This is a genomic window from Streptomyces mangrovi, from assembly GCF_900114215.1.
Taxonomy (GTDB): Bacteria; Actinomycetota; Actinomycetes; order Streptomycetales; family Streptomycetaceae; genus Streptomyces; species Streptomyces barkulensis.
The window spans coordinates 68222-92675 of the sequence record NZ_FOSG01000003.1; the positions used below are offsets into that span (position 1 = coordinate 68222).

Annotated in this window: 21 protein-coding genes; 12 read left to right on the forward strand and 9 right to left on the reverse strand. The window is 73.3% G+C overall.

Features of this window, described 5'->3' with window-relative positions; genetic code table 11:
- Positions 1 to 12: 12 nt before the first annotated feature.
- The 5 genes from cobJ to cobC are packed head-to-tail and all read left to right on the forward strand — an operon-like array spanning position 13 to position 4735.
- Positions 13 to 1824, forward strand: coding sequence for a precorrin-3B C(17)-methyltransferase (gene cobJ, locus BM237_RS05040; RefSeq protein WP_093848539.1), 1812 nt, complete (start codon positions 13 to 15; stop codon positions 1822 to 1824).
- The gene (locus tag BM237_RS05045) at positions 1821 to 2066 is read left to right on the forward strand and encodes a DUF362 domain-containing protein (protein WP_093848264.1); all 246 of its coding nucleotides are present in this window, start codon (positions 1821 to 1823) and stop codon (positions 2064 to 2066) included. Before cobJ ends, BM237_RS05045 begins: the two co-directional genes overlap by 4 nt.
- Positions 2063 to 2713 (forward strand): precorrin-8X methylmutase, encoded by a 651-nt coding sequence (locus BM237_RS05050; protein ID WP_093848266.1) that lies wholly within the window; start codon positions 2063 to 2065, stop codon positions 2711 to 2713. The genes BM237_RS05045 and BM237_RS05050 overlap by 4 nt, the downstream gene beginning before the upstream one ends.
- Positions 2710 to 3636, forward strand: a complete 927-nt coding sequence (locus tag BM237_RS05055; RefSeq protein ID WP_093848268.1) for a sirohydrochlorin chelatase — start codon at positions 2710 to 2712, stop codon at positions 3634 to 3636. Before BM237_RS05050 ends, BM237_RS05055 begins: the two co-directional genes overlap by 4 nt.
- Positions 3620 to 4735, forward strand: coding sequence for an Rv2231c family histidinol phosphate aminotransferase CobC (gene cobC / locus BM237_RS05060; RefSeq protein WP_245793416.1), 1116 nt, complete (start codon positions 3620 to 3622; stop codon positions 4733 to 4735). Before BM237_RS05055 ends, cobC begins: the two co-directional genes overlap by 17 nt.
- Before the next feature lie 102 nt (positions 4736 to 4837).
- Here the strand turns inward: cobC and BM237_RS30230 are convergent, their stop codons facing one another.
- Positions 4838 to 5917, reverse strand: coding sequence for an SCO1860 family LAETG-anchored protein (locus BM237_RS30230; protein WP_281253894.1), 1080 nt, complete (start codon positions 5915 to 5917; stop codon positions 4838 to 4840).
- Between the two features lie 273 nt (positions 5918 to 6190).
- Positions 6191 to 7288 carry an amidohydrolase family protein gene (locus BM237_RS05070; protein ID WP_093848274.1) on the reverse strand — a complete coding sequence of 366 codons (1098 nt, stop codon included), beginning with the start codon at positions 7286 to 7288 and terminating at the stop codon, positions 6191 to 6193.
- Positions 7289 to 7383: 95 nt separating this feature from the next.
- Between BM237_RS05070 and BM237_RS05075 the strand changes: the two genes are divergently transcribed.
- The 5 genes from BM237_RS05075 to thpD all read left to right on the forward strand — a co-directional run bounded on the left by BM237_RS05075 (position 7384) and on the right by thpD (position 11877).
- A complete protein-coding gene (locus tag BM237_RS05075) occupies positions 7384 to 7944 on the forward strand; it encodes a SigE family RNA polymerase sigma factor (protein WP_093848276.1) in 561 nt (186 codons plus the stop codon).
- Between the two features lie 468 nt (positions 7945 to 8412).
- Positions 8413 to 8949, forward strand: coding sequence for a diaminobutyrate acetyltransferase (gene ectA / locus BM237_RS05080; RefSeq protein WP_093848278.1), 537 nt, complete (start codon positions 8413 to 8415; stop codon positions 8947 to 8949).
- Positions 8950 to 9031: 82 nt separating this feature from the next.
- Complete coding sequence (ectB, locus tag BM237_RS05085; RefSeq protein WP_093848280.1) at positions 9032 to 10300, forward strand: diaminobutyrate--2-oxoglutarate transaminase; 1269 nt, start codon at positions 9032 to 9034, stop codon at positions 10298 to 10300.
- 135 nt (positions 10301 to 10435) lie between these two features.
- Complete coding sequence (locus tag BM237_RS05090) at positions 10436 to 10840, forward strand: ectoine synthase (RefSeq protein ID WP_093655460.1); 405 nt, start codon at positions 10436 to 10438, stop codon at positions 10838 to 10840.
- 137 nt (positions 10841 to 10977) lie between these two features.
- Positions 10978 to 11877: an ectoine hydroxylase gene (gene thpD / locus BM237_RS05095; RefSeq protein ID WP_093848282.1), complete on the forward strand. Its 900-nt coding sequence runs from the start codon at positions 10978 to 10980 to the stop codon at positions 11875 to 11877.
- A gap of 206 nt (positions 11878 to 12083) precedes the next feature.
- On the opposite strand, the gene BM237_RS05100 is transcribed toward thpD, so the two are convergent.
- Positions 12084 to 14090 carry a beta-galactosidase gene (locus BM237_RS05100; RefSeq protein WP_093848284.1) on the reverse strand — a complete coding sequence of 669 codons (2007 nt, stop codon included), beginning with the start codon at positions 14088 to 14090 and terminating at the stop codon, positions 12084 to 12086.
- Between the two features lie 340 nt (positions 14091 to 14430).
- On the opposite strand from BM237_RS05100, the gene BM237_RS05105 reads away from it, so the two are divergent.
- The gene (locus tag BM237_RS05105; RefSeq protein WP_093848286.1) at positions 14431 to 15462 is read left to right on the forward strand and encodes a LacI family DNA-binding transcriptional regulator; all 1032 of its coding nucleotides are present in this window, start codon (positions 14431 to 14433) and stop codon (positions 15460 to 15462) included.
- Between the two features lie 49 nt (positions 15463 to 15511).
- Here the strand turns inward: BM237_RS05105 and BM237_RS05110 are convergent, their stop codons facing one another.
- Both BM237_RS05110 and BM237_RS05115 read right to left on the reverse strand, forming a co-directional pair.
- Positions 15512 to 16606: an aminotransferase class V-fold PLP-dependent enzyme gene (locus BM237_RS05110; protein WP_093848288.1), complete on the reverse strand. Its 1095-nt coding sequence runs from the start codon at positions 16604 to 16606 to the stop codon at positions 15512 to 15514.
- A gap of 200 nt (positions 16607 to 16806) precedes the next feature.
- Positions 16807 to 18336: an aldehyde dehydrogenase (NADP(+)) gene (locus tag BM237_RS05115; RefSeq protein ID WP_245793418.1), complete on the reverse strand. Its 1530-nt coding sequence runs from the start codon at positions 18334 to 18336 to the stop codon at positions 16807 to 16809.
- Between the two features lie 194 nt (positions 18337 to 18530).
- Between BM237_RS05115 and BM237_RS05120 the strand changes: the two genes are divergently transcribed.
- Positions 18531 to 19328: an IclR family transcriptional regulator gene (locus BM237_RS05120; RefSeq protein WP_093848292.1), complete on the forward strand. Its 798-nt coding sequence runs from the start codon at positions 18531 to 18533 to the stop codon at positions 19326 to 19328.
- Positions 19329 to 19444: 116 nt separating this feature from the next.
- Here BM237_RS05120 and BM237_RS05125 read toward each other — a convergent pair whose 3' ends face one another.
- The 4 genes from BM237_RS05125 to BM237_RS30480 form a co-directional block, all read right to left on the reverse strand.
- Positions 19445 to 20518 (reverse strand): pectinesterase family protein, encoded by a 1074-nt coding sequence (locus tag BM237_RS05125; RefSeq protein ID WP_093848294.1) that lies wholly within the window; start codon positions 20516 to 20518, stop codon positions 19445 to 19447.
- Positions 20519 to 20544: 26 nt separating this feature from the next.
- Positions 20545 to 21861: a pectate lyase family protein gene (locus BM237_RS05130; RefSeq protein WP_245793419.1), complete on the reverse strand. Its 1317-nt coding sequence runs from the start codon at positions 21859 to 21861 to the stop codon at positions 20545 to 20547.
- 176 nt (positions 21862 to 22037) lie between these two features.
- Positions 22038 to 23384: an ABC transporter substrate-binding protein gene (locus BM237_RS05135; protein WP_093848298.1), complete on the reverse strand. Its 1347-nt coding sequence runs from the start codon at positions 23382 to 23384 to the stop codon at positions 22038 to 22040.
- 140 nt (positions 23385 to 23524) lie between these two features.
- On the reverse strand, positions 23525 to 24439 hold the full coding sequence (locus BM237_RS30480; RefSeq protein ID WP_217655801.1) for a DUF6807 domain-containing protein: 915 nt from the start codon (positions 24437 to 24439) through the stop codon (positions 23525 to 23527).
- Positions 24440 to 24454: the final 15 nt, after the last annotated feature.

Sequence of the window (24454 nt, forward strand, 5' to 3'; positions counted from 1 at the left end):
GCCCCGGCCGGCCTGATCGGCCTCGTCTCCGCCACCGCCGCGGGGCGGCGCGCCCGCGACCGCCTGGCGGCCGCCTGGCCGGAGGCCGTCCGTGTCTACGACACCGGCGGCGCAGGCGGCGCCCACGGCGCCGGCGGCACGGACGGCCCCGGCACCGTCCGCGAGGCGGTCACCCGCGCCTTCGCCGAGTGCGACCGCCTCGTCTGCTTCCTCGCCACCGGCGCGACCGTACGCCTGATCGCCCCGCTGCTGGCGGACAAGGCGGACGACCCGGGCGTGGTGTGCGTGGACGAGGCGCAGCAGTACGCCGTGGCACTGCTGGGCGGCCACGCGGGCGGCGCGAACGACCTGGCGCACGCGGTGGCCGAGGTCCTGCCCGGCTGCCGTCCCGTCGTCACCACCGCCACCGACGCCACGGGCGTCCCCGGTCTGGACACCCTCGGTCTGCCCGTCGAGGGCTCCGTCGCGGCGGTGTCGCGGGCGGTCCTCGACGGCGAGCCCGTCCGTCTGGTGCGTCATCACATCCTCCCCCTCCCCGCACTGCCACCCAACGTAACCGAGACCACCGACAACGACACGGAGAGCGACGACTGGGGCGGCGGGAACAGCGGGGAAGGCGCGGACGGCGGGTACACCCTGCTGGTCACCGACCGGGCCGTGGCGCCCGGCGACCGCACGGCCGTCCTGCGCCCGCCGACCCTCGCCGTCGGCGTCGGCGCCAGCCGGGGAGCACCCGCCGAGGAGGTCGCCGCCCTGGTCGGGCAGGCCCTCGCCGACGCCGGTCTGTCGCCGCTGTCCGTCACCGAGCTGGCCACCGTCGAGGCCAAGGCCGGCGAGGAGGGCGTCGTGGAGACGGCCCGGCGCCTGGGCGTACCGCTGCGGACGTACCCCGCCGACGAGCTGGCCGCCGTGCCCGTGCCCCACCCCTCCGACGCGCCGCTGGCCGCCGTGGGCACCCCGAGCGTGGCGGAGGCCGCCGCGCTGCTCGCCTGCGGCGAGGGTGCCGAACTGGTCGTGCCCAAGCGGAAGTCCGCCCCCGAGGGACGCGCGGCGATGGCGACCTGCGCCGTGGCGCGGCGGCGCCCCCGCGGGCGGCTGGCCGTCGTCGGGCTCGGGCCCGGCGCCCGCGACCTGCTCACCCCGCGCGCCCGCGACGAGCTGCGCCGCGCCTCGGTGGTCGTCGGCCTCGACCAGTACGTGGACCAGATCCGCGATCTGCTGCGCCCGGGCACCCGCGTGCTGGAGTCCGGCCTCGGCGCGGAGGAGGAGCGCGCCCGCACCGCCGTGGCCGAGGCCCGCGCGGGCCGCGCGGTGGCGCTGATCGGCAGCGGCGACGCGGGGGTGTACGCGATGGCCTCGCCCGCCCTGGCCGAGGCCTCCGCCGACATCGACGTGGTCGGTGTCCCCGGCGTCACCGCGGCGCTCGCCGCCGCCGCGCTGCTGGGCGCTCCGCTGGGCCACGACCACGTCTCGATCAGCCTGTCGGACCTGCACACGCCCTGGGAGGTGATCGAGCGCCGGGTCCGGGCGGCGGCCGAGTCCGACCTGGTGGTGACGTTCTACAACCCCCGCAGCCGGGGCCGCGACTGGCAGCTCCCCAAGGCTCTCGCACTGCTGGCCGGGCACCGCGCCCCGCACACCCCGGCCGGGGTCGTGCGCAACGCCTCGCGCCCCGGCGAGCGCACCACCGTGACCACCCTCGGCGAACTCGATCCGGCCTCGGTCGACATGATGACGGTGGTGACCGTCGGCAACACCGCCACCCGCACCGTGGCCGGCCGTATGGTCACCCCGCGCGGCTACCGCTGGCAGGAGTCCCGGTGACCGCGCCCGCGACCCCGGTCCCGCCCGCGGCCGCGACCGCGACCGCCCCCGTCTCCGTCACCTCCCGCTGCGCGGGCTGCGGCGCCTGCCTGCTGACCTGCCCGGTCCACGCGATACGTCCGCTGGGCGGCAGGCTGCTGGTGCGGGCCGAGCTGTGCACCGGCTGCCTGGAGTGCGTCGAGGTGTGCCCGGTCGACGCCGTCGAGGAGACCCCCGTACGCGACCCCCAGGAGCCGTCGTGACGCCTTTGACGCCCCGCACCGTCCACCCCATCGAGGAGGAGTCGTACCGCATCCTGCGCTCGCGGCTGGACACCTCCCACCTCCCGCCGCTGACCCGGGCCGTGGTGGAACGGGTGATCCACTCCAGCGCCGACCCGGCGTACGCCGAGGACCTGGTCACCGACGAGAGCGCGCTGCGGGCCGCCCACACCGCGCTGCACGCCGGTGCGCCGGTCGTGGCGGACGTCGAGATGGTCGCCGCCGGGATCACCCGCCGCGAGACGGTGTGCCGGCTCGCCGACGCCCGCGCGACGGGCGGCCTGACCCGCTCCGCGCACGCTGTGCGGCTGGCCTACGAGCAGGTCGGGCCGGGCGCGGTGTGGGTGGTCGGCTGTGCGCCCACCGCCCTGTTCGAACTGCTCGCCCTGGACGCGGACCCCGCCCTGGTCATCGGCCTGCCCGTCGGCTTCGTCGGCGCGGCCGAGAGCAAGGCGGCGCTGCGCGCCAGCGGCCTGCCGGCCGTCAGCAACGTCTCGGAGAAGGGCGGCAGCGCGGTGGCCGCGGCCGCCCTCAACGCCCTTCTGTACACCCCGGCCGGCGCCGCACAGCACGCCGGCGCCGCCGACCCCCGTACCGCCCCCGCCACATCCAAGGAGAAGACCCAGTGACCAGCCCGCCCGCCCTGCTCCTCGTCGGCCACGGCACCCGTGACGACGCCGGCGCCGAGGCGTTCCGCTCCTTCGTGCGCGACCTCGGCGAGCGGCGGCCCGGCCTCCCCGTCGCGGGAGGCTTCATCGAACTGTCCCCGCCGCCGCTCGCCGAAGCCGTCGCCGGACTGGCCGGGGAAGGCGTGCGAAGGTTCGCCGCCGTCCCGCTGATGCTGGTGTCGGCCGGGCACGCCAAGGGCGACATCCCGGCCGCCCTGGCCCGCGAGGAGCAGCGTCACCCGGGCACCACCTACGCCTACGGCCGCCCCCTCGGCCCCCATCCGGCGCTGCTGAACGTGCTGGAGCGCCGGGTGGACGAGGCGCTGCGCGGCGCGAACGGCGAGGACGGCACGAGCAGCCGCGCCGGCACCACGGTGCTGCTGGTGGGCCGCGGCTCCACCGATCCGGACGCCAACGCCGAGGTGCACAAGGCGGCCCGGCTGCTGTGGGAGGGGCGCGGCTACGCGGGCGTGGAGACGGCGTTCGTCTCGCTCGCCGCCCCCGACGTCCCCGCCGGCCTGGACCGCTGCCGGATGCTGGGCGCCCGCCGGATCGTGGTGCTGCCGTACTTCCTGTTCACCGGCATCCTGCCGGACCGGGTGCGGGAGCAGACCGGGAGCTGGGCCGCGGCGCACCCGGAGACCGAGGTGCTCTGCGCCGATGTCATCGGTCCCGCCGACGAGTTGGCGGAACTGGTCTGGGAGCGCTACACGGAGGCCGTTCAGGGCGATCTGCGGATGAACTGCGACTCGTGCGTCTACCGCGTCGCGCTGCCCGGCTTCGAGGAGAAGGTGGGCATGCCCCAGCGGCCCCACCACCACCCGGACGACGACGGGCACGGGCACCACCATCACCACAATGGTGGCCATGCACACGCCCACTGAGCCCCTGGATCCCCTCCGGCCCCCCGAGGCCACGCACGACCTGCGCCACCACGGCGACGCGGAGGTGCGCGGCGCCGGAGCGGATCTGGTGGACCTCGCGGTCAACGTCCGCGCCGGCACGCCCCCCGCCTGGCTGAAGGAGCGGGTGGCCGCCTCGCTCGGCTCGCTGGCCGCCTACCCCGACGGGCGGGCGGCCCGGCGGGCGGTGGCGGCCCGGCACGGGCTGCCGCCGGAGTGCGTGCTGCTGACGGCGGGCGCGGCGGAGGCGTTCGTCCTGCTCGCCCGGTTCCTGCCCCCGCCCGGCTCGGACGCCTGGCGCGACGGCGGCCCGGTCGTGGTGCATCCGCAGTTCACCGAGCCGGAGGCCGCCCTGCTGGACGCGGGCCACCGGGTGGAGCGCGTCGTCCTGGGCGAACGGGACGGCTTCCGTCTCGATCCCGCCCGCGTTCCGGCCGGGGCCGCCGCGGTGGTCGTCGGCAACCCCACCAACCCCACCTCCGTGCTGCACCCGGCCTCCGCCCTGGCGGCGCTGGCGCGGCCGGGGCGGGCCCTGGTGGTGGACGAGGCGTTCATCGACGCGGTGCCGGGCGAACGCGAGTCCCTGGCGGGGCTGGTGACGCAGCTTCCCGGCCGCACCGTGGTGCTGCGCAGCCTCACCAAGACCTGGGGGCTGGCGGGGCTGCGCATCGGCTATGTGCTCTCCGACCCGCGGACCGTCGCCGCCCTGGCGCGGCACCAGCCGCTGTGGCCGGTCTCCTCCCCCGCGCTCGCCGCGGCCGAGGCGTGCTGCGAGCCCGCGGCCCTGGCCGAGGCGGAGCTGGCGGCACGGCGAACCGCCGCCGACCGGGCCCATCTGCTCGGCCGGCTGGCGGAGTTCGGTGAGCTGGGGCAGGCGACGCGGGACCCGCGGGCGCCCTTCGTCCTGGTGCGGCACGCGGACGCGGCCGGGCTGCGGGAGCGGCTGCGCGCGGAGGGCATCGCGGTACGCCGCGGGGACACCTTCCCCGGTCTGGACGCGCGGTGGCTGCGGCTGGCCGTACGCGACCGGGCGACGACCGACCGTCTGGTGCGGACGCTGGCCGCCCTCGGGGTGCGCTGACGCGCGAAACGGCGGCGGGATCCCGCTCGGGGTCCCGCCGCCGTTCACCGCCGCCGTTCACCGCCGCCGGGCCAGCCTCGGGCCGGCCCGGCGGCGGTCGGGTCAGGCGTCGGCCGCGCCGGCGGCACGGCGGCGGCGCAGCATCAGCAGCCCGCCGCCCGCGGCGACGAGCGCCAGGGCTCCGCCGGCGATGTACGGCGTGGCCGAACTGCCACCGGTCTCGGCGAGGTTGCCGGTGGGCTTCCCGCCGGACGCCTCCGAGCCGGTCTGCGGCTGCGGGTCGTTCCCCTTGCCGTCGGTGGAGCCACCGGTGGAACCGGCCGAGTCGCCGTCCCCACCGGTCGAGCCACCGGTGGAACCGCCTGTGGAGCCGCCGCTGCCGCTCGTGGAGCCCCCGGCGGCGGAGCCGCCCTCGGTGGACCCGCCCTCGGTGGACCCGCCCTCGGTGGAGCCGCCTTCGGTGGAGCCACCGGTGTCACCGATTCCGCCGCCGGGCGTCTCGCAGGCCGCCTCCACCAGCGTCACCCGGCCCTTGACCTCGGCCACGCCCAGGTTCGCCGGGTCCACCGCGACATCCAGCCTCAGCGCGGTGGCGGCCGCGGTGCTGGAGGTGGTGACGGTCTCGGCCGGCTTCAGCTCGACCGTGCCCACACCGGGCACCCGGACCGAGGTGGTGCCGCCGGCCGTCACCGCGACCTTCTCGCCGAGCACCTTGACCTTGCCGACGAACAGGGACCGCGCGGTCGGCTCGGCACCGGCCTCGCACACCGCCTCGGAGGTGACCTTCTCGACGTGGACGAGCGGCTTCGTACCAGGGATCCCCTTCGCCGTTCCGGGCAGGTACACCTTGGCCTCTGCCAGGTTGGAGTACCCCTCGGCCCTCCCCTCCTCCACCGTCGCCCTCGAGGTGGCGGCCTTCGCGTCCAGCATGGTGAACGGCTTTCCGCCGTTCGCGCCGTCCACCCGGGCTTCCAGCAGGGTCTCGTCGGCGCTCCTGGGAGCCTTGACCGAGTTGAGCTCGATGTTCAGCGGTACGGCGGCGCCGCCCTTGAGCAGGGAGACCTCCAGGTTCGCCCGGAGTACGGCCGCGCTCGCCGAGCCCTCGTCGCCGGCGGCGTTCGCGGGCGCGGCGGTGACCCCCACCAGAGCGGCGGCGAGCAGGCCGTAGACAGACTTGTTCACAGGTGAAACCCCCACGGATTGCATGACGTCACCGGCGGCCAATAGGGGACATCGCCCGCACCGGTGACTGAGACCACGCCATTGTTGACCCACGTAGAGCGAAAGAGCGAATACATAGCGTTAGTTCACTCGAAAGAGTCACACCAGGGGTAGTTTTCGATTCGTGGATCCTGGGTAGCGCCTATTTTCTTCGCAACGCGGGCAGACGCGGGCCCACGACGCCCCCTCCGCCTGCGGCCCCTGCCGGCGCACCGCACGCCCTCACGCACCCCGTCACCTCACGGGACGCCCCCTGAGCAGCACCGCCCGCGGCGCGGCCAGCACCCGTACGTCGGCCCGCGGGTCCTCCTCGTACACCACCAGATCCGCCTCGGCGCCCTCCTCCAGCCCCGGGCGCCCCAGCCAGGCTCGGGCCGCCCAGGTGGCCGCCGACAGGGCGTCCACCGGCGGGATGCCCGCCGCCACCAGCTCCGCCACCTCGTCGGCGACCAGCCCGTGGGGCAGCGAGCCGCCCGCGTCCGTGCCGACGAAGACCGGGATGCCCGCGTCGTACGCCGCGCGCACGGTGTCGTAGCGGCGCTCGTGGAGCCGCCGCATGTGATCGGCCCAGCGCGGGAACTTCTCCTCGCCGCCCTCGGCGAGCCGGGGGAAGGTCGCGATGTTGACCAGGGTGGGGACGATGGCGACACCTCGCTCGGCGAAGAGCGGGACTGTCTCCTCCGTCAGGCCGGTGGCGTGCTCGACGCAGTCGATCCCGGCCTCCACCAGATCGCGCAGCGAGTCCTCGGCGAAGCAGTGCGCGGTGACCCGCGCGCCCTCCTCGTGGGCGGCGGCGATGGCGGCCTCCACCGCGCCGCGCGGCCAGCAGGCGGTCAGATCGCCCTGCTCGCGGTCTATCCAGTCGCCGACGAGCTTGACCCAGCCGTCGCCGCGCCGCGCCTCGCGCCGCACGTACGCCACCAGATCGCCGGGCTCGATCTCGTGGGCGTAGTTGCGGATGTAGCGCCGGGTTCGGGCGATGTGGCGGCCGGCCCGGATGATGCGCGGCAGGTCCTCGCGGTCGTCGATCCACCGGGTGTCGGCCGCCGATCCCGCGTCCCGGATGAGCAGCGTTCCGGCCTCGCGGTCGGTGAGTGCCTGCTTCTCGCTGGTGGCGTCGTCGACGGCGCCGTGGGCGTCGAGTCCGACGTGGCAGTGTGCGTCCACCAGGCCGGGCAGCACCCAGCCCTCGACCGTGGTCGCCTCCAGCGGCCCGGTGGGCCGCTGGTAGGTGATCCGCCCGTCCACGACCCACATCTCGCCCTGGACGTCATCGGGGCCGGGCCCGGTCAGGACCCGTCCCCGGATGTGGAAATTCCCGCGCTCGCTCATATGCCGCACTGTACGAGTCCCCTGTTACGCTCACGCAGCCGCAGGGGGTCGTGGCACACCACTTCACAGGATCCGTCGAGCCCTGAGGAGGCCACGTGGACGCCCCCGCCGAAGAGTTCCACGCCTTCTTCGACCGGCACTACGCCGATCTGTCCCGCTTCGCCCATCTGCTGCTGGGAGACTCCGAGGGAGCCGACGACCTCGCCGCCGACGCACTCGTCGCGGTGTGGCGCCGGTGGGACAGCGTGCGCGTCGGCGGACACCCGCTGGCGTACGCGCGCAGCGTGGTCGCCGGTATGGCACGCACCCGGCTGCGCAGCCTGCTGCGCGAGCACCGCCGGGTCGCCCTGTTCTGGTCGCACCGGCCCGACCGCATCGACGACCCGGACGTGCCCGCGGTACTGGACGTGCGTGACGCGCTCGCCCGGCTGCCGCTGCGCAAGCGGACGTGTGTCGTTCTGCGGCACGCCTTCGACCTGTCGGAGAAGGAGACCGCCCGCACCCTGGGCGTCTCGGTCGGCACCGTCAAGAGCCAGACCTCGCGCGGTATCGCCGAACTGGAACGGATGCTGGCGCCGGCCCGGACGGGTTCCGGCCGCGCGCACGGGACCGCGGGGGCGCTGCGCGCCGGATCCGCGGGACGGAGCGGTTGGTGACCGTGGTGGCCGACCGGTCCGCCCGGCCGGACCGGTGGCGGCGGAGGGGGAACTTCCGCCGAGTTCCCCGAAGAACCTCACGATCAGGTTTCGCTGAGGTATCTTCCATGAATCAAAGATGAATTTACGGGCACCTGACGAGAATAGAATCCCATATCCTCATGCCCGCTCGCGCGATCCTTAAACACTAAGATTTGATATCGGCGAACCTCGTATTTCGGACAGGTTCCGTGCTCGTTATGGATCTGTGACGGACTCAACAGTGATTCCTCTTTGCCCGGAAAATACGGGGCATACCAGGCATAACGCAGCGCCCTTCGTGCGCGTGCGCACCCACGCGCGATAACATATGACGCGCTCCTGCGTAACCCCTTCCCTCGATGTGATTTGAGTTCGCTCTGGGTAAATTGGATTTGCATGACCGCCGCACAAGCAGACCATGCAGGTGCCCACAGAAAGACCGTCGAAATGCCGGAGGGACTGAAGCTCGACGCGCCCCGCGTGGAGGACGGCGCAGCGATCTGGCGGATCGCGCGCGACTCCCGGGTCCTCGACCTCAACTCCTCCTACAGCTACCTCCTGTGGTGCCGCGACTTCGCCGCCACCTCGGTGGTGGCGCGCGACGGCGCCGGTGAGCCGGTCGGTTTCATAACCGGCTACGTCCGGCCGCAGCACCCGCGGACCCTGGTCGTCTGGCAGGTCGCCGTCGACCACGGGCAGCGCGGACGCGGCCTCGCCGCGGCGATGCTCGACGGGCTGACCATCCGTACCGCCGAGGAACTGGGCGTCGACCGGATCGAGACCACGATCACCCCTGACAACACCGCCTCCAACCGACTGTTCACCTCCTACGCCGAGCGCCACGGCGCGCCGGTGCGGCGCGAGGTCCTCTTCGAGGGCGCGCTGTTCCCCGAGGAGGGACACGAGCCCGAGGTGCTGTACCGGATCGGGCCCGTCCCCACCCTGGCCGCCGCCGCGCCCCCACCGGCCGCCGCCGACGGCTGACCGCCGCGCGGCGCGCCGCACCGCGCCCCGGCACCCGAAAGACCTCCCACTCCTCTCGCAATCCATCTCCCAGGAGATCGCTGTGACCATGACCCAGCCCGACCTGAGCATCTTCCAGACCCTCGAATCGGAGGTGCGCAGCTACTGCCGCGGCTGGCCCACCGTCTTCGACCGGGCGCGCGGCAGCTACATGTACGACGAGGACGGCCACGCGTTCCTCGACTTCTTCGCCGGCGCCGGATCACTGAACTACGGCCACAACAACCCGGTGCTCAAACGCGCCCTGCTGGACTACCTCGAGCGCGACGGCGTCACCCACGGCCTGGACATGTCCACCACGGCCAAGCGCGCCTTCCTGGAGACCTTCCGGGAGGTGGTCCTCCAGCCGCGCGGCCTGGACCACAAGGTGATGTTCCCCGGCCCGACCGGCACCAACGCCGTCGAGGCGGCCCTGAAGCTGGCCCGCAAGGTCAAGGGCCGGGAGTCGATCGTCTCCTTCACCAACGCCTTCCACGGCATGTCGCTGGGCTCCCTGGCCGTGACCGGCAACGCCTTCAAGCGCGCCGGCGCCGGCGTCCCCCTGGTCCACGGCACCCCGATGCCCTTCGACCGCTACCTGGACGGCAAGGTCGAGGACTTCCTGTGGTTCGAGCGGCTGCTGGAGGACTCCGGCTCGGGCCTGAACCGGCCGGCCGCCGTGATCGTCGAGACGGTCCAGGGCGAGGGCGGCATCAACGTCGCCCGGGCCGAGTGGCTGCGCGCCCTGGCCGACCTGTGCAAGCGGCAGGACATGCTGCTGATCGTCGACGACATCCAGATGGGCTGCGGCCGCACCGGCGCCTTCTTCTCCTTCGAGGAGGCGGGCATCACCCCCGACATCATCACCGTCTCCAAGTCCATCAGCGGCTACGGGATGCCGATGGCGCTGACCCTGTTCCGGCCCGAGCTGGACGTGTGGGAGCCCGGCGAGCACAACGGCACCTTCCGCGGCAACAACCCCGCCTTCGTCACCGCCGCGGCCACCCTGAATACCTACTGGGCGGACGGGCAGATGGAGAAGCAGACGCTCGCCCGCGGCGAGCAGGTCGAGGCCGCACTGCGCGCCATCGCCGCCGAGCACCCCGAGGAGGTGGCCGACGTCCGGGGCCGCGGCCTGGTGTGGGGCATGGAGTTCCACGACAAGGACCGTGCCGGCTCCGTCGCCTCCCGCGCCTTCGAGCTCGGACTGCTCATCGAGACCTCCGGCCCCGAGAGCGAGGTCGTCAAGCTGCTCCCGGCACTGACGATCTCCCCCGAGGAGCTGGACGAGGGCCTGCGCATCCTGGCCCGCGCGGTCCGCGAGACCGCCTGACACCCGCGGCACCGCCCGTCCCCGGCGCCCGTTCCGGCGCCGGGGGCGTCCGGTCGCCGCACGCACCACCCGAATGGCCCATCCCGCAGGCTTTTCCCGCGGATGGGCCTCTGACCGGAAAGGCACCACTTCACCGTGATCGTCCGATCGCTACAGGAAATCGAGGACACCGACCGCCACGTCAGGTCCGCCTCCGGCACCTGGGAGAGCAAGAGGATCGTGCTCGCGAAGGAGCGTGTGGGCTTCTCGCTGCACGAGACCGTGCTCTACGCGGGCACGGAGACCTCGATGTGGTACGCCAACCACGTGGAGGCCGTCCTCTGTGTGGAGGGCGAGGCCGAGCTCACCAACGACGAGACCGGCGAGAAGCACTGGATCACCCCCGGCACCATGTACTTGCTGGACGGGCACGAGAAGCACACACTTCGTCCCAAGACGGACTTCCGTTGCGTCTGCGTCTTCAACCCGCCGGTCACCGGCCGTGAGGACCACGACGAGAACGGCGTCTACCCCCTGCTCACCGAACCGGACGAGAGCTGACGCACCGCACCGGCCGAGCCAGACGGGCCGGTGCGGACGGCAGCCGAGACCACACGGGAGGCCCTGGCGAGAGAACCCGCAGCGAAGCGGCCACACGCGGGTACAGGGCCGCACGATGAGGAGAGGAAGGCAGAACCATGACCACCGCACCCGAACGCACCGCAGACCTCTACCCGACCCGGGGCGCCTCCGAGGTGATCACCCCCCGGCAGGACCCCACGGTGTGGTCCGCCCCCGGTACCCCGGGGCCGATCGAGACCGCGGACCTGGAGTCCTACGACCGGGACGGCTTCCTGGCGATCGACCAGCTCATCACCCCCGATGAGGTGGAGATCTACAACCGGGAGCTGAACCGGCTGGTCTCGGACCCGCTGATCCGTGCGGACGAGCGTTCGATCGTGGAGCCGAAGTCCCAGGAGATCCGCTCCGTCTTCGAGGTCCACAAGATCAGCGAGGTCTTCGCCAACCTGGTGAGGGACCCGCGGGTGGTGGGCCGCGCCCGTCAGATCCTGGGCTCGGACGTGTACGTCCACCAGAGCCGGATCAACGTCAAGCCGGGCTTCGGGGCCTCGGGGTTCTACTGGCACTCCGACTTCGAGACCTGGCACGCCGAGGACGGTCTGCCGAACATGCGGACGGTCTCCGTCTCGATCGCCCTGACCGAGAACTACGAGACCAACGGCGCTCTGATGATCATGCCCGGTTCGCACCGGACGTTCCTCGGCTGCGAGGGCGCCACGCCGAAGGACAACTACAAGAAGTCCCTGCAGATGCAGGACGCGGGCACGCCGTCCGACGAGGCGCTGGCCCGGCTCGCCGGTGAGCACGGCATCCGCCTGTTCACGGGCAAGCCCGGTTCGGCGACCTGGTTCGACTGCAACTGCATGCACGGTTCCGGGGACAACATCACCCCGTACCCGCGCAGCAACGTCTTCATCGTCTTCAACAGCGTGGAGAACACCGCGGTGGAGCCGTTCGCGGCGCCCGTCCCGCGCCCGGGGTTCCTCGGCGCACGGGACTTCACCCCCGTGAGGTGACCATCTCCCGCGAGGTGGCCGCTCACATGAGGTGAGGAGTGCGCGGCGTCCCGTTTCCCCGCCGGGCCGTTCCGTACGGCCCGGCGGGGAAACGGGACGCGAAGGCGGAAGGGGGGCGGGACCGCCACGGCGGTTCCGCCCCCCTTCCGCCTTCCCCGCTCGCCGACCCGCCCGCGGGTCGGCGAGCGGGGCGGGGCTCCTGTGGCTCAGCCGTCGAGACGGACCACGCGGACCCCGCCCGCGGGGACCGCGAGCCGGCCGGCCACGCGGGCGCCGCCGAGCAGTTCGGTGCCGGGCGCCTCCAGCGGCACCTCGGCGTCGGCGTCGGTGTGGTTGAGGACGAAGAGGTAGGTGCCCGGCTCCCCGGAGCGGCGCACCACCTCCACGTCGTGGGGGATCTCGTCGCGCGGGGCGATGCCCGCGTCCGCGCAGGCGGCGGCCAGCACGGCGTCGAGCCCGCCCTGCCCCAGCCGCGTCGAGACGTACCACGCGGTGCCCTCGCCCAGCCGGTTACGGGTGACGGCGGGGCCGCCCGCGGCCGGTCCGCAGCCGTAGGACCACACCGTCTCGGCGCCCCGCGTCACGACGGTCTCGGCCCATACGTCGGCCTCCAGCGAGGGGACCCCGGGGCCGAGGACGGGCACGCTCCGGCCCGCCCGCAGCGGCTGGAACTCCTCGACCGTCAGCCCCAGCACCTCGCGCAGCGCGCCCGGGTGCGGGCCGGGGTGGACGGCGTCGTGCTCGTCGACGATGCCGGAGAAGTACGACACCACCAGGGTGCCGCCGCCGGCGACGTAGGCGCGCAGGTTCTCCCCGGCCTGTGCCGTGGCCAGGTAGAGGGCGGGGACCACCACCAGCGGATAGGCGGCCAGAGCGGCCGCCCCGGTGTGCGGCGGGACGAAGTCGGCCGTCAGACCGCGGTCGAAGAGAGCCGCGTACCAGGCCTCGGCGTGCTCGCGGGCGTCGAGGTCCTGGCTGGGGCGCCACTCCAGCCTCTGCGCCCACCACGACTGCCAGTCCCACACCACCGCCACGTCCGCGACGGTGCGGGTACCGCGGATCTCCTCCAGCGCCGCGACGTCCGCGCCGAGCGAGACCACCTCGCGCCAGATCCGGCTGTCGGTGCCGGCGTGCGGGACCATCGCCGAGTGGAACTTCTCCGCACCGGAGCGGGAGGCGCGCCACTGGAAGAACATCGCGCCCTCCGAGCCCCGGGCGATGTGGGCCAGGGAGTTGCGGGCCATCTCGCCGGGGCGCTTGGCGATGCCGCGCGGCTGCCAGTTGACGCCGCTGGTGGAGTGCTCCAGCAGCAGCCACGGCTCGCCGCCGGCGACCGAGCGGGTCAGGTCGGCGGCCATCGACAGGTTGACGTGGTTGCGTTCGTCCTCGGCCACCAGGTAGTGGTCGTTGGTGACGATGTCCACCTCGCGGCCCCAGGCCCAGTAGTCGATGGTGTCGCACTGGGTGGGCGAGACCATGAAGTTGGTGGTGACGGGGACGCCCGGGGACAGCTCGTGCAGCAGGTCGCGCTCGCGGCGGAAGTTGGCCAGGGCGCTGTCGCTCGCGAAGCGGGCGTAGTCCAGGCGCTGGGCGGGGTTGCAGACGGTGGGGGTCGCCCGGGGCGGGGCGATCTCCTCCCAGTCTCCGTAGGTCTGCCCCCAGAAGGCGGTCCCCCAGGCGGCGTTGAGCTTCTCCAGGGTGGTGTGGCGCTCCCGCAGCCAGGTGCGGAAGGCCGCGGCGGAGATCTCGCAGTAGCACTCCAGGACGGGGACGCCGTACTCGTTGTGGACGTGCCACATCACGACCGCGGGATGCCGTCCGTAGCGCTCGCCCAGCGCGCGGGTGATCCGGGCGGAGGCCTCCTGGTAGGCGGGCGAGTTGTGGCAGATCGCGCCGCGTGAGCCGAACTCCCACCGCACGCCCTCCCGGCTGACGGGCAGCGCCTCCGGGTGGGCCCGGTAGAACCAGGCGGGCGGCACCACGGTGGGGGTGGCCAGGTCGACGCCGATTCCGGCCTCGTGCAGCAGACCGACGATCCGGTCGAGCCGGCCGAAGTCGAAGACGCCCTCGGCGGGCTCGATCGACGCCCAGGAGAAGATCCCGACGCTGACCGTGGTCACACCGGCCTCACGCATCAGCGCGACGTCCTCGTGCCAGACCTCCTCGGGCCACTGCTCGGGGTTGTAGTCGCCGCCGTAGGCGAGGCGCACCATGCGACCTCCTGGGTGGAAGCTCCGGCCCGAGTGGGCCGGACCGGGACGGGAATGGGAACGTTCACAGACGCTTGCCGACTGTGTCACCCAGACAACACCAAGCTTCGAACCATTGACAAGAGTCAGCCGACTCTCCCTCCTGTGCACGTTCACAGCATCTTGTCGGGGAGGGAACACGAACCGCCGCGCCCCCCGTGCACCCGGGCGTGAACGCCCGGGGTTCCGCGCCGGATCACGCTGAAGGGCGGCCGGCGAGTGCGCGGGGATCACCGACAATTGCACGTGAGACGGGGACACGGGGAGATGGGGAGATGGGGACGGACGCGAGGATGGGTACCGCATGAGCGGCAGTGAGCGGCGGCGCCCGCCGACGATCCACGACGTGGCGCGGGAGGCCGGGGTCTCCCGAGGCACGGTCTCGCGGTTCCTCAACGGCGGGCACAACGTCAGCCCGGCCGCGGCGGACGCGGTCAGGGCCGCGATACGCAAAACGGGCTACGTCGTCAACCGGCACGCCCGCAGCCTGATCACCGGCCGTTCCGGTTCGGTGGCCTTCCTGCTCACCGAACCGCAGGAGAAGCTGTTCGAGGACCCCAACTTCAACGTGCTGCTGCGCGGCTGCACCCGGGCGCTGGCCGCTCACGACATCCCGCTGCTGCTGATGACCGCCGGTACGCCCGCCGAGCGGCGCCGTGTCGTGCGCTACGTCACCGCGGGCCATGTCGACGGCGTCCTGCTGGTGTCCAGCCACACCGGCGATCCGGTGGCCGAGCAGCTGTTGAAGGCCGGCGTACCGGTGGTCGCCGGCGGCAGACCGGTCGACCGCGGCGGGCGTACCGTCAGGATCGCCCATGTGACGGCCGACGACCGCGACGGCGCCCGCGGCATCGTGCGGCACCTGGTCTCGCTCGGGCGCCGCCGCATCGCCACGGTCGCCGGGCCGCCGGACACCCCCGGCGGGGTGGACCGGCTGGCGGGCTGGCGCGAGGCGCTGGCCGAGGCCGGGCTCCCGGCCGGCGACGAGCTGGTCGCCCACGGCGACTACAGCCGCGCCGGCGGCCGGCGGGCCGCCGCCGAACTGCTCGAGCGGGTACCGGGGATGGACGCGCTGTTCGTCGCCTCCGACCTGATGGCGCGCGGTGCGCTGACCGCGCTGGAGCGGGCCGGGCGGCGGGTGCCCGACGATGTCGCCGTCGGCGGCTTCGACGACTCGCCGGCCGCCGTCGCCGGACTCCCGGAGCTGACCACCGTCCGCCAGCCGTGGGACCGGATCAGCTCGGAGATGGTGCGGGTGCTGCTGGGTCTGATCGGCGGCGAGGAGCCGTCGGCGGTGATCCTGCCGACCGAACTGGTGCGCAGGCAGTCGGCGTGACCGCAAGGCCCCGGGGCACGCCGGCCCCGGGGCCTTCGGCCGCTCGGGGTCACACCCGGGGCAGCGCCGCCAGCAGCCGCTCCACGTCCTCGGCCGTGTTGTACAGGTGGAAGGCCGCGCGCAGGTTCCCCTCCCGGACGGAGACCTCCACCCCCGCCTCCCTCAGCGCGTCGACCGCCCCGCCCAGGTGGGGCACCGCGACGATGGCCGAGTCGCCGGGCACCGGGCGGTGGCCCAGCCCGGCGGCGCCGGCGCGGAAGCGGGCGGCCAGGGCCCGGTCGTGGGCGCCGATCGCCTCCGGCCCGGCCTCCTCGACCAGGCCCAGGGAGCGCTCGGCGCCCAGGTAGGGCAGGAAGGCCGGGGAGACGTCGAAGCGGCGGGCGGAACGGGCCGGCTCCTCCACCGTCCCGTAGCAGCTGTCCCAGGGCCGCTCCCCCGCCATCCATCCGGCCTGCGAGGCCACCAGTCCCCCGCCGTCCCCGGGCACGGTGAGGAAGGAGGTGCCGCGCGGGCACAGCAGCCACTTGTAGGCGCCGCACACGGTGTAGTCGAAGGCGCCCGCGTCCAGCGGCAGCCAGCCGGCGGCCTGGGTGGTGTCCACCAGGGTGCGGGCTCCGTGGGCCCGTGCGGCCCCGGCGACGGCGGCGAGGTCCGCGAGGCGGCCGTCGGCCGACTGCACGGCGCTGACGGCCACCAGCGCGGTGCCGGGCCGGACGGCGTCCGCCAGGTCCTGAAGCGGGGCGGTGCGCAGCTTGAGGTCGGCGCGCATCGCGAACGGGTTGACCAGGGAGCTGAAGTCGCCGTCGGCCACCAGCACCTCGGCACCGGGCGGCAGCGAACCCGCGACCAGCGAGACATGCGCGGAGACGGCCCCTCCCAGCGCCACCCTGTCCGGAGTCAGGCCGACCAGCCGGGCGAAGCGGGCACGCGCCTGTTCGATCACGGCGAACCAGCGCGTCATGTCGATGCGCCCCTCCACCGTCTCCTCCACCGCCTCCCGCAGGACATCGGCGGTACGGGCCGGTGTCAGGCCGTGCGAGGCGGTGTTCAGATAGACGGTCGTCGGCGCGAACTCGGCCCGCGCGAGGTCCCGCAGGTCCCGCAGGTCCGGCAGGTCCGGTGCTCCCGGCAGTGAGGTCTCCATGCACGCCACTGTGTCGCCCCGGTTCGCTCCTGTCCATGGCGAATTGTCTTGGACGATCTCCAAGCCTCGCTTATGGACAGAGGATTCCTCCCCTCCCACCCGTCCTCCCGTCCTCCGCCCGCCCTCCGCGGAAACGCCCGTGGCCGCCCTCCGCGGAGGGCGGCCACGGGCGTTTCCGCGGAGGGCGGGCCCCCGGGCGCTCAGCCCTCGCGGCGTCCGTCCACCCGGCGCGGCAGGCCGAGCGGGTTGTCGTCGCGCAGTTCCTCGGGCAGCAGCGCCGGCGGGGTGTCCTGGTAGGCGACCGGACGCAGCCAGCGCTCGACGGCCGTGGCGCCGACCGAGGTGGAGGTGGAGGTGGTGGCCGGGTAGGGGCCGCCGTGGTGCTGGGCGGGGGCGACCGCGACACCGGTGGGCCAGCCGTTGACCAGGACCCGCCCGGCCAGCGCCGTCAGCTCGGCCAGCAGCCGGGCCGCGGTGCCGTCCTCCCGCCCCGCCTCCTCCCCGGCGATGTGGAGGGTGGCGGTGAGGTTGCCGGACAGCCTGGCCAGCACCGCGCTGACCTCGCCGGCGTCCCGGTAGCGGGCGACGACGGTGACGGGCCCGAAGCACTCCTCCAGCAGCAGTGCGTGCCGCTCGGAGCCGGCGAGCCGCTCCGCCGGGACGGTGAGGAAGCCCGCGCCCACGGTCTGCTCCTCGCCCTCGGCCGCGGCGACCGGCGCCGTCACGTCCTCCAGCTCCGCCCGGGCCCGCACCCCGGCCAGGAACGCCTCGCGCATCCGGGTGTCCAGCAGCGGCCCGCGGGCGGCCCCGGCGACGGAACCGGCCAGGGCCTCCAGCAGCCGGTCGCCGGACTCGCCCTCGGGGGCGAGGACCAGCCCCGGCTTGGTGCAGAACTGCCCCGAGCCCAGCGTCATCGACCCGGCCAGCCCGCCGCCGATCTCCTCGGCGCGCTCCTTGGCCGCCGCCTCGGTGACGACGACCGGATTGAGACTGCCCAGCTCGCCGTGGAAGGGGATGGGCACCGGGCGTGCCGCGGCGGCGTCGAACAGGGCCCGGCCGCCCCGGATCGAGCCGGTGAACCCGGCCGCGGCGACCAGCGGGTGCTTCACCAGCTCCACACCCGCGTCGAAGCCGTGCACCACACGGACGACGTCCTCGGGCAGACCGACGCGGGCGGCCGCACGGCGCAGCGCGGCCGCGCACAGCTCGGAGGTGGCCGGATGGTCGGGGTGCGCCTTGACCACGACCGGGCAGCCCGCCGCGAGCGCGCTGGCGGTGTCGCCGCCGGGGACGGAGAAGGCCAGGGGGAAGTTGGAGGCCGCGTAGACCGCCACGACGCCCAGGGGGATCTTGTAGCGGCGCAGATCGGGCCGGGGCGGGGTGAGCGAGGCGTCGGCGTGGTCGATGACGACGTCCAGGTACGCGCCGTCGGCGACCTCGTCGGCGAAGGCGAGCAGCTGGTAGGTGGTGCGGCCCAGCTCACCGTTCAGCCGGACCTCGCCCAGCGCGGTCTCGGCGTCCGCGGCGGCGACGATCTCACCGCGGGCGGCCTCCAGCTCCTCAGCGGCCGCGCGCAACAGGGCGATCCGCGCGGTGCGGCCCGCCAGCTCGCCGCGGGCGGCGTGGGCGGCGCGTACGGCCGCGTCGACGTCGGCTGCCGTGGCCTCGGCCGCGACCTGTTCACGCCGCTTCCCCGTCCTGGGGTCGACGCTCCACACTGGTACTGCCACCGCTGAACTCCTCCTTCGAAACGGCCGCCGACCGGGCGGCGGCAGGGGGCGACGGGACCGGCGGGGGCGCGTCCGGGACACCGGGCGCCGGAGACTGTCCCCCCGGAGACCTCGTTCGATATACTGAACGCCGTCCCTATGTGTGAATAACCATCTGGGACTCTATGGCCGGTCGAGCGAAAGGGTCAAGGTCGATGCCTTCTGCGCACGGGGGCGCCCCCGGCAGGAAACCGGAGGCGGGCGGGGCACAGGTCAAGTCGGCGGTACGCACCGTGGAACTGCTGGAGTTCTTCGCCGGACAGCCCGGCATGCACACCCTCGCCGCCGTCCAGGAAGCCGTCGGCTACCCCAAGTCCAGCCTCTACATGCTGCTGCGCACACTCGTGGAACTGGGCTGGATCGAGACCGACGCCACCGGCACCCGCTACGGCATCGGAGTGCGCGCCCTGCTGGTGGGCACCTCCTACATCGACGGCGACGAGGTCGTGGCCGCCTCCCGCCCCACCCTGGACCGGCTCTCCGACGACACCACCGAGACCATCCACCTCGCCCGGCTGGACGGCACCAACGTCGTCTACCTCGCCACCCGCCAGTCGCAGCACTACCTGCGCCCCTTCACCCGGGTGGGACGACGCCTGCCCGCGCACTCCACCTCGCTGGGCAAGGCCCTGCTGGCCACCTACGGCGACGACCAGGTCCGCGCGATGCTCCCCGAGACCCTGGCACCGCTGACCGAACACACCGTCACCGACCGCGGCAAGCTCATCGAGGAACTGCACCAGATCCGCGAACAGGGCTACGCGGTCGACCGCGAGGAGAACACCCTGGGACTGAGCTGCTTCGGCGTCGCCATCCCCTACCGCACCCCCGCACGGGACGCCATCAGCTGCTCGGTCCCGGTGGCACGGCTGACCCCCGCCCACGAACAGACCATCAAGGACGCCCTGTTCGACGCGCGCGACCGACTGGCCCTGGCCACCCGCCACCTGTAGCCCCTCCCGCCCCGGGCCCGAAGGGCGCCGGCCCCCGCACGGCCCGCACCGGTCCGGCCCGTGCCGCGCCCGGCCGGCACGGGCCGGACGGACGCGGCACCCCACCGCGAGGAGGCTCAGCCGACCGCGGGACACCAGCCGCCCAGGTAGGCCGCCGGCGTGTGCTCGGCGGCCCCGGCCGCCGTCAGCCGCGGACGCTCGGCCGGATCGGCGACGGCCGCCCCCGGCCCCCGGTTGGCCCACTCCCGGAAGAAGAACCCCTGCCACGGGTACTGCTCCCGCATGTTCGCGTACGGCCGGGCCGCGTCGATGCCGGCCCCCAGCAGGCTGTCGCGCACCACCAGGCTCGGCCGGGCCGCCGGATCACTGCTGGGCACCCAGGGCCGGGCCAGCTTGTACGCGCCGGACGGCGCGGTGGTGGTGATCCGGCAGCGGTGGGCGAGGTAGCCGTACCGGGTGCCGGCGGCCGTCGACGGCGCGAAGACGAACCCGTACGGGGTGAAGTCCACCTCCCGGTCCAGGGTGCGCAGTTCGCAGCCGTGGAAGACCGCGGTCGCCCGGCCGAAGACGAAGTCCACGTCCCCCTCGACATAGCAGCGGTGGAACAACTGCCGCGCGGTGAGCGAGACATGCCGCGTGTCGGCGTACAGGGTGTCCTGGTGGCCGAGGAATCGGCAGCGGTCGAACAGCGACCGGTCCCCCATCACCTTGATCGCCACCGCCTGGGTGCCGCTGGTGACCTCCGGATGGTCGGCGCGCAGCCAGTCGTTGGCGAAGGTGATCCGCCGCGCGGTGAACCCGTCGGGCCGTGCGGTGACCGTGGCACTGCCGGAGGTGCCGTAGGTCCCGGACCCGTCGGGCCTGGGAGTTCCCGCCGCGTTGTCGTGGACGATGACGGTGTCGCGGGGATCGCCGGTGCCGCCCAGCAGGGTCAGCCCGGTCTTGCTCTCCGGGATCTTCACCGTCTCGCGGTAGACGCCGGGGGCCAGGGCGATGGTCCAGGGCGTTCCGGGACGGTCGGGCGTGGCGTCGACGGCCTCCTGCACGGTGGCGAAGTCACCGCTGCCGTCCGGCGCGACCCTCAGCCGCGGACCGGCGTGGGCGGGCCCGGCGTGGGCCCGGCCCGCCAGGGCCACACCGAGGGCGGCGCCGGCTCCGGCCAGAAGCGCGCCGCGCCGGGTGGTGCCCACTCGTGGCCTGCTCGTCGGCGCCCCGCTCACCTGCGGCCCTTCCCGTCCTTCACCTTGATCTCCCCTGCCCCGGCGTACCGGTCCACCAGGTACGGGACGGCCAGCGGGTGGTGGACGCGGGTGCGCAGGATGGGAGTCCAGTCCGCGTCGCCGCCCAGAAGGCGGTCGGGGTTGGCGGCGTTGTACGCGCCCAGCAGGTCCACGTACCGGCCGTTGACCCAGTTGTTCCGCTCGGTCATGGAGGTGCCGGGGGTCCACTGGCGGATGGTGTCGGCCGGGGTCAGGCCCTTGTGGAGGGTGAAGGCGTTGTGCTCGGCGACGAGCGCGGCCTCCTTGCCGATGCCCCAGGTGTAGCCGTACTTGGCGCCCTCGTTCTGCTTGAAGTGGTTGTTGTAGGCGTCCACCTGGCCGAAGCGCACGCGCGGGGCACGCTCGTTGACGTCCTCGAAGAGGTTGTGGTGGAAGGTGGTGCGCAGCTTGCCGCGGTCGTCGGCCTCGGCCTTGTCGCTGTTGCCCAGCAGGATGGTCTTGTCGTGCTCGGTGAAGACGTTCCAGCTCACCGTCACCAGATCGGCGCCGCGCACGATGTCGAGCAGGCCGTCGTGCTGCTGGAAGAGCTGCCCGAAGTAGCGCGGCTGCTCGCTGTCGGGGCGGCGGCCGTCGGTGAAGGTGTTGTGGTCGATCCAGACGTGGCGGGAGCCGTGGACGACGACGTTGTCGTACTCCGAGTTCCAGGCTCCGTTCTCGCCGTCGGTGGGGTCCCACTGCGGGAAGCAGTCGTAGGTGTCCTCGAAGGTGATGTTGCGGACGATGACGTTCTCCACGCCCCGGATCTGGAGGCTGGCGCCGAGGATGGTGGCGTCGTCGCCCACCCCGATCAGGGTGGTGTTGGAGCCGACGTGGAGCTTGACCCGCTTGTTCTGCTCGGCGGCCGAGGCGGCTCGGGCCTCCTCCATCGGTCCCGAGGGTTCGTTCTCGCCCCAGACCTCGGGGTCGTACGCCTGGAGGTACTTCTCCGGGGTGTAGCCGTCGCGCTGGTAGTCCTCGCAGGTCAGCGGCCTCCCCTGGTCGTCGGCGTTGCCGTGGACGGTGCCCTTGACCTTGATGATCTTCGGCGTGTCGTCACCGTCGTTCAGCGCCGCGGCCAGCTCGGCGCGGTTGGTGACGGTGAAGACGTGGTCGGCGTCGGCGGCGGCGCCGCCGGTGGTGCCGCCCTCGGCCGAGGCCCAGCCGTCGTTCTTCGGCAGGACGGCGCGGACCTGGTCACCGCCGTGGCGCGGCGCGGCCTGGGCGGGTACGGCCAGGGCCGCCAGGGCGAGCGAGGTACATCCTGCCAGGGCCATGACACGTGCTTGGCACACTTTTCTCTGCACTGCGACTCCTTGGGTCATACGGGTCGTTCGGGGTGTCCGGGGCTCTCTGGCCATTCGGGGCCCGGGGATCTCCGGGCCCGGGGGCGCCCGGTGGTCGCGGACGCCGCGGCGGGGGCGGTCCGGTACCGCCCCGCCGTGGCGGGGCGTCAGCCCTTCTGCTCGCTCCACTCGACCTGGGCCTCGTTGAGCCGCTTCGCCAGGTCGTCGGCGAACTCCTCGGCCGTCATCCGCCCCAGCAGCAGCTTCTGGAAGTTGGGCTCGGTGTCGGCCTTGCTGATGCTGTTCCAGTCCGGCAGGTAGTACGGCAGCTGGACGATCTTGGTGTTCGGGTCGTCGAGCGACTCCATGGCCGCCTTGGTGGGCTCGGCCTTGTTGATCCACTCGTCGTCCGCGGCGTCGGTGTGGGCGGGGATGGCACCCGCCGACTCGTTCCAGAGGCTGTTCATCTCGGCGGACGCGGCGAACTCGATGAACTTCCAGGCCGCCGCCTTGTTCCCGCTGGACTTGAACAGCCCCATCCCGTCGACCGGGTTGGAGACCAGGGTGCGCGGGCCGCCCTCGGAGGAGGGCGGCATCGGCAGTCCGCCGATCCTCTCCTCGCCGAACGCCTTCACATGGTCGGTGTAGGAGCCCAGGTTGTGCTGGAGCATGCCGACCTCACCGCCGGTGAAGGTGGCGACCATCTTGGTGAAGTCGTTGTTCAGGTCGGCCTTGGGCGTGTACTCGTTGTACAGAGCGACGTACTTCTCCAGCGCCTCGACGTTCTTCGGGTCGTTGACGGTGGTCCTGTCGCCGTCCCAGAAGCTCTCGATGCCCGACTGGGCGTACATCATCTCCAGCGCCTGGGCGACGGAACCCGCGCCGCCGCGGATGGTGAAGCCGAACTGGTTGTTCTCCCGGTCGGTCAGCTCCTCGGCCGCCCGGTAGAAGTTCTCCCAGGTGTCGGGGGCCGGCAGGTCCGCCTTGTCGAACATGTCCTTGCGGTACCACAGCACGCCCTGGTTGGCGGAGGTCGGGACGGTGAACATCTGGTCCTTCTCGCCCCCGGCGGCCTTGACGCTCTCGACCATGCCGTTGACCAGCTTGCCCTTCAGAGGGCTGTCCTCGATCCTGTCGCCGACCGGGTCCAGGGCGCCCTGGGCGACCATGTTGGCGAGGTAGGCCGTGCCGACCATGCCGACGTCCGGCAGGCTGTCGCCGCCGCCCTGGATGGCAGTGTCGTACTTGGACTGCACATCGGCGATGGGTATGCCGACGTACTCCACGTCGATCTCGGGGTTCTCCTTCTCGAACTCGGTGATGATCTTCTTCCAGACCTCGGTGCGCACACCGCCGTTGTTGTCCCAGAAGACGATCTTCCCCTCGCCCTCGCCCTCGCTGCCCGTCTCGGTGCCCGAGCCGCCGCAGGCGGTGGCGGTCAGGGCGAGGGACGCGCTGATGCCCAGGGCCAGCAGGGTGCGGGCACGAGGTCTGCGGCTGTTGTTTCCACTCATCGTCGAGTCTCTTTCCTGGTCGTGCGTTTCCGTTTGGGTGTTCGTGGGTCGGGGCTGCGGGGTGTCCCGGGGACGGATCGTGCGGGGTTTCCGGGGCGGTGGTCCGGGTGCGGTGGGGGCCGGGGCCACCGGGAGGGCCGTCATCGGGGCCCCTCCTTCCCGGTGAGCCGGGCGGCGACCCCGGCGGCGGCGGTCCGCTCCAGCCGCCCGTCGGCGACACCGGTGACCACCCGCCGCACCACCGTCCGCCCGGCCGGCAGCGGCAGTCTGCCGTCCCAGGCCAGCGCGGATCCCACCCCCGGGTACTCGGCGGCGCGTACGAACCACCGGTCGCGGCGGGTGTCCTCGGTGGCCCCGGCGAACACCAGCGTCCAGGCGTCGGTCACCATGGCCAGCCAGGGCGCCCGTGAGCCGTGCACCGCCTCCTCGCCCTCGGCGTCCCCGGTGAACACCTCCGGCGGGCGGGGGCCGACGGGCGGACGCCAGAAGAAGCCGCCGTAGCCGGCGCCGGGGCGGCCGTTGGTGGCCGGGCTGCCCACCGACAGCTCCTCGCCGCAGACGTTGGTGAGCTCGGTGGTGAAGTCCAGCGCCCAGCAGTCCGCGTCCAGCGCCCGCGCGGTGACGGTGCGGCGCTCGGTCAGCAGCCGCCGCCCGTCCCGCTGCCAGGCGACCTCCTCGGTGAAGCCGTCCTCTCGCAGGTCGATCCAGCCCAGGTGGTCCTGGCGCCCGTGGTTGTCCAGCTCGACCGGTCCCCGGCCGCGGACGAAGGTGCGCCCGCCCCAGAAGTTGGCGCCGCCGACATCGGGGACGGCCATGCTCACCCCGAGGTGGTGCACGTGGTCGGCGGGCCGCAGCTCGGTGACGGCGGTGCCGCCCAGGGTGCGTACGGGGTGCAGGTAGGGGCGCGGCGACTGGCTCCCGGCCAGGAGCGGCCGGTACTCGTAGCGGGCCACGGCCCGTCCGGCGCAGCGCAGTTCGACGGACCCGGCGGCTTCGGTACCGGTGCCTTCGGGGTTGCCGGTTCCTTCGGGGGTTTCCGGGCGCGGCACGGTCATGCCACGGCTCCCTTC

Bases quoted from the DNA above. Each gene is read 5' to 3' on its own strand.
- cobC (WP_245793416.1), top strand. From the start codon at position 3,620: ATGCACACGCCCACTGAGCCCCTGGATCCCCTCCGGCCCCCCGAGGCC.
- BM237_RS05070 (WP_093848274.1), bottom strand. From the start codon at position 7,288: ATGAGCGAGCGCGGGAATTTCCACATCCGGGGACGGGTCCTGACCGGG.
- ectA (WP_093848278.1), top strand. From the start codon at position 8,413: ATGCCGGAGGGACTGAAGCTCGACGCGCCCCGCGTGGAGGACGGCGCA.
- thpD (WP_093848282.1), top strand. From the start codon at position 10,978: ATGACCACCGCACCCGAACGCACCGCAGACCTCTACCCGACCCGGGGC.
- BM237_RS05100 (WP_093848284.1), bottom strand. From the start codon at position 14,090: ATGGTGCGCCTCGCCTACGGCGGCGACTACAACCCCGAGCAGTGGCCC.
- BM237_RS05105 (WP_093848286.1), top strand. From the start codon at position 14,431: ATGAGCGGCAGTGAGCGGCGGCGCCCGCCGACGATCCACGACGTGGCG.
- BM237_RS05110 (WP_093848288.1), bottom strand. From the start codon at position 16,606: ATGGAGACCTCACTGCCGGGAGCACCGGACCTGCCGGACCTGCGGGAC.
- BM237_RS05120 (WP_093848292.1), top strand. From the start codon at position 18,531: ATGCCTTCTGCGCACGGGGGCGCCCCCGGCAGGAAACCGGAGGCGGGC.
- BM237_RS05130 (WP_245793419.1), bottom strand. From the start codon at position 21,861: ATGGCCCTGGCAGGATGTACCTCGCTCGCCCTGGCGGCCCTGGCCGTA.
- BM237_RS05135 (WP_093848298.1), bottom strand. From the start codon at position 23,384: ATGAGTGGAAACAACAGCCGCAGACCTCGTGCCCGCACCCTGCTGGCC.
- BM237_RS30480 (WP_217655801.1), bottom strand. From the start codon at position 24,439: ATGACCGTGCCGCGCCCGGAAACCCCCGAAGGAACCGGCAACCCCGAA.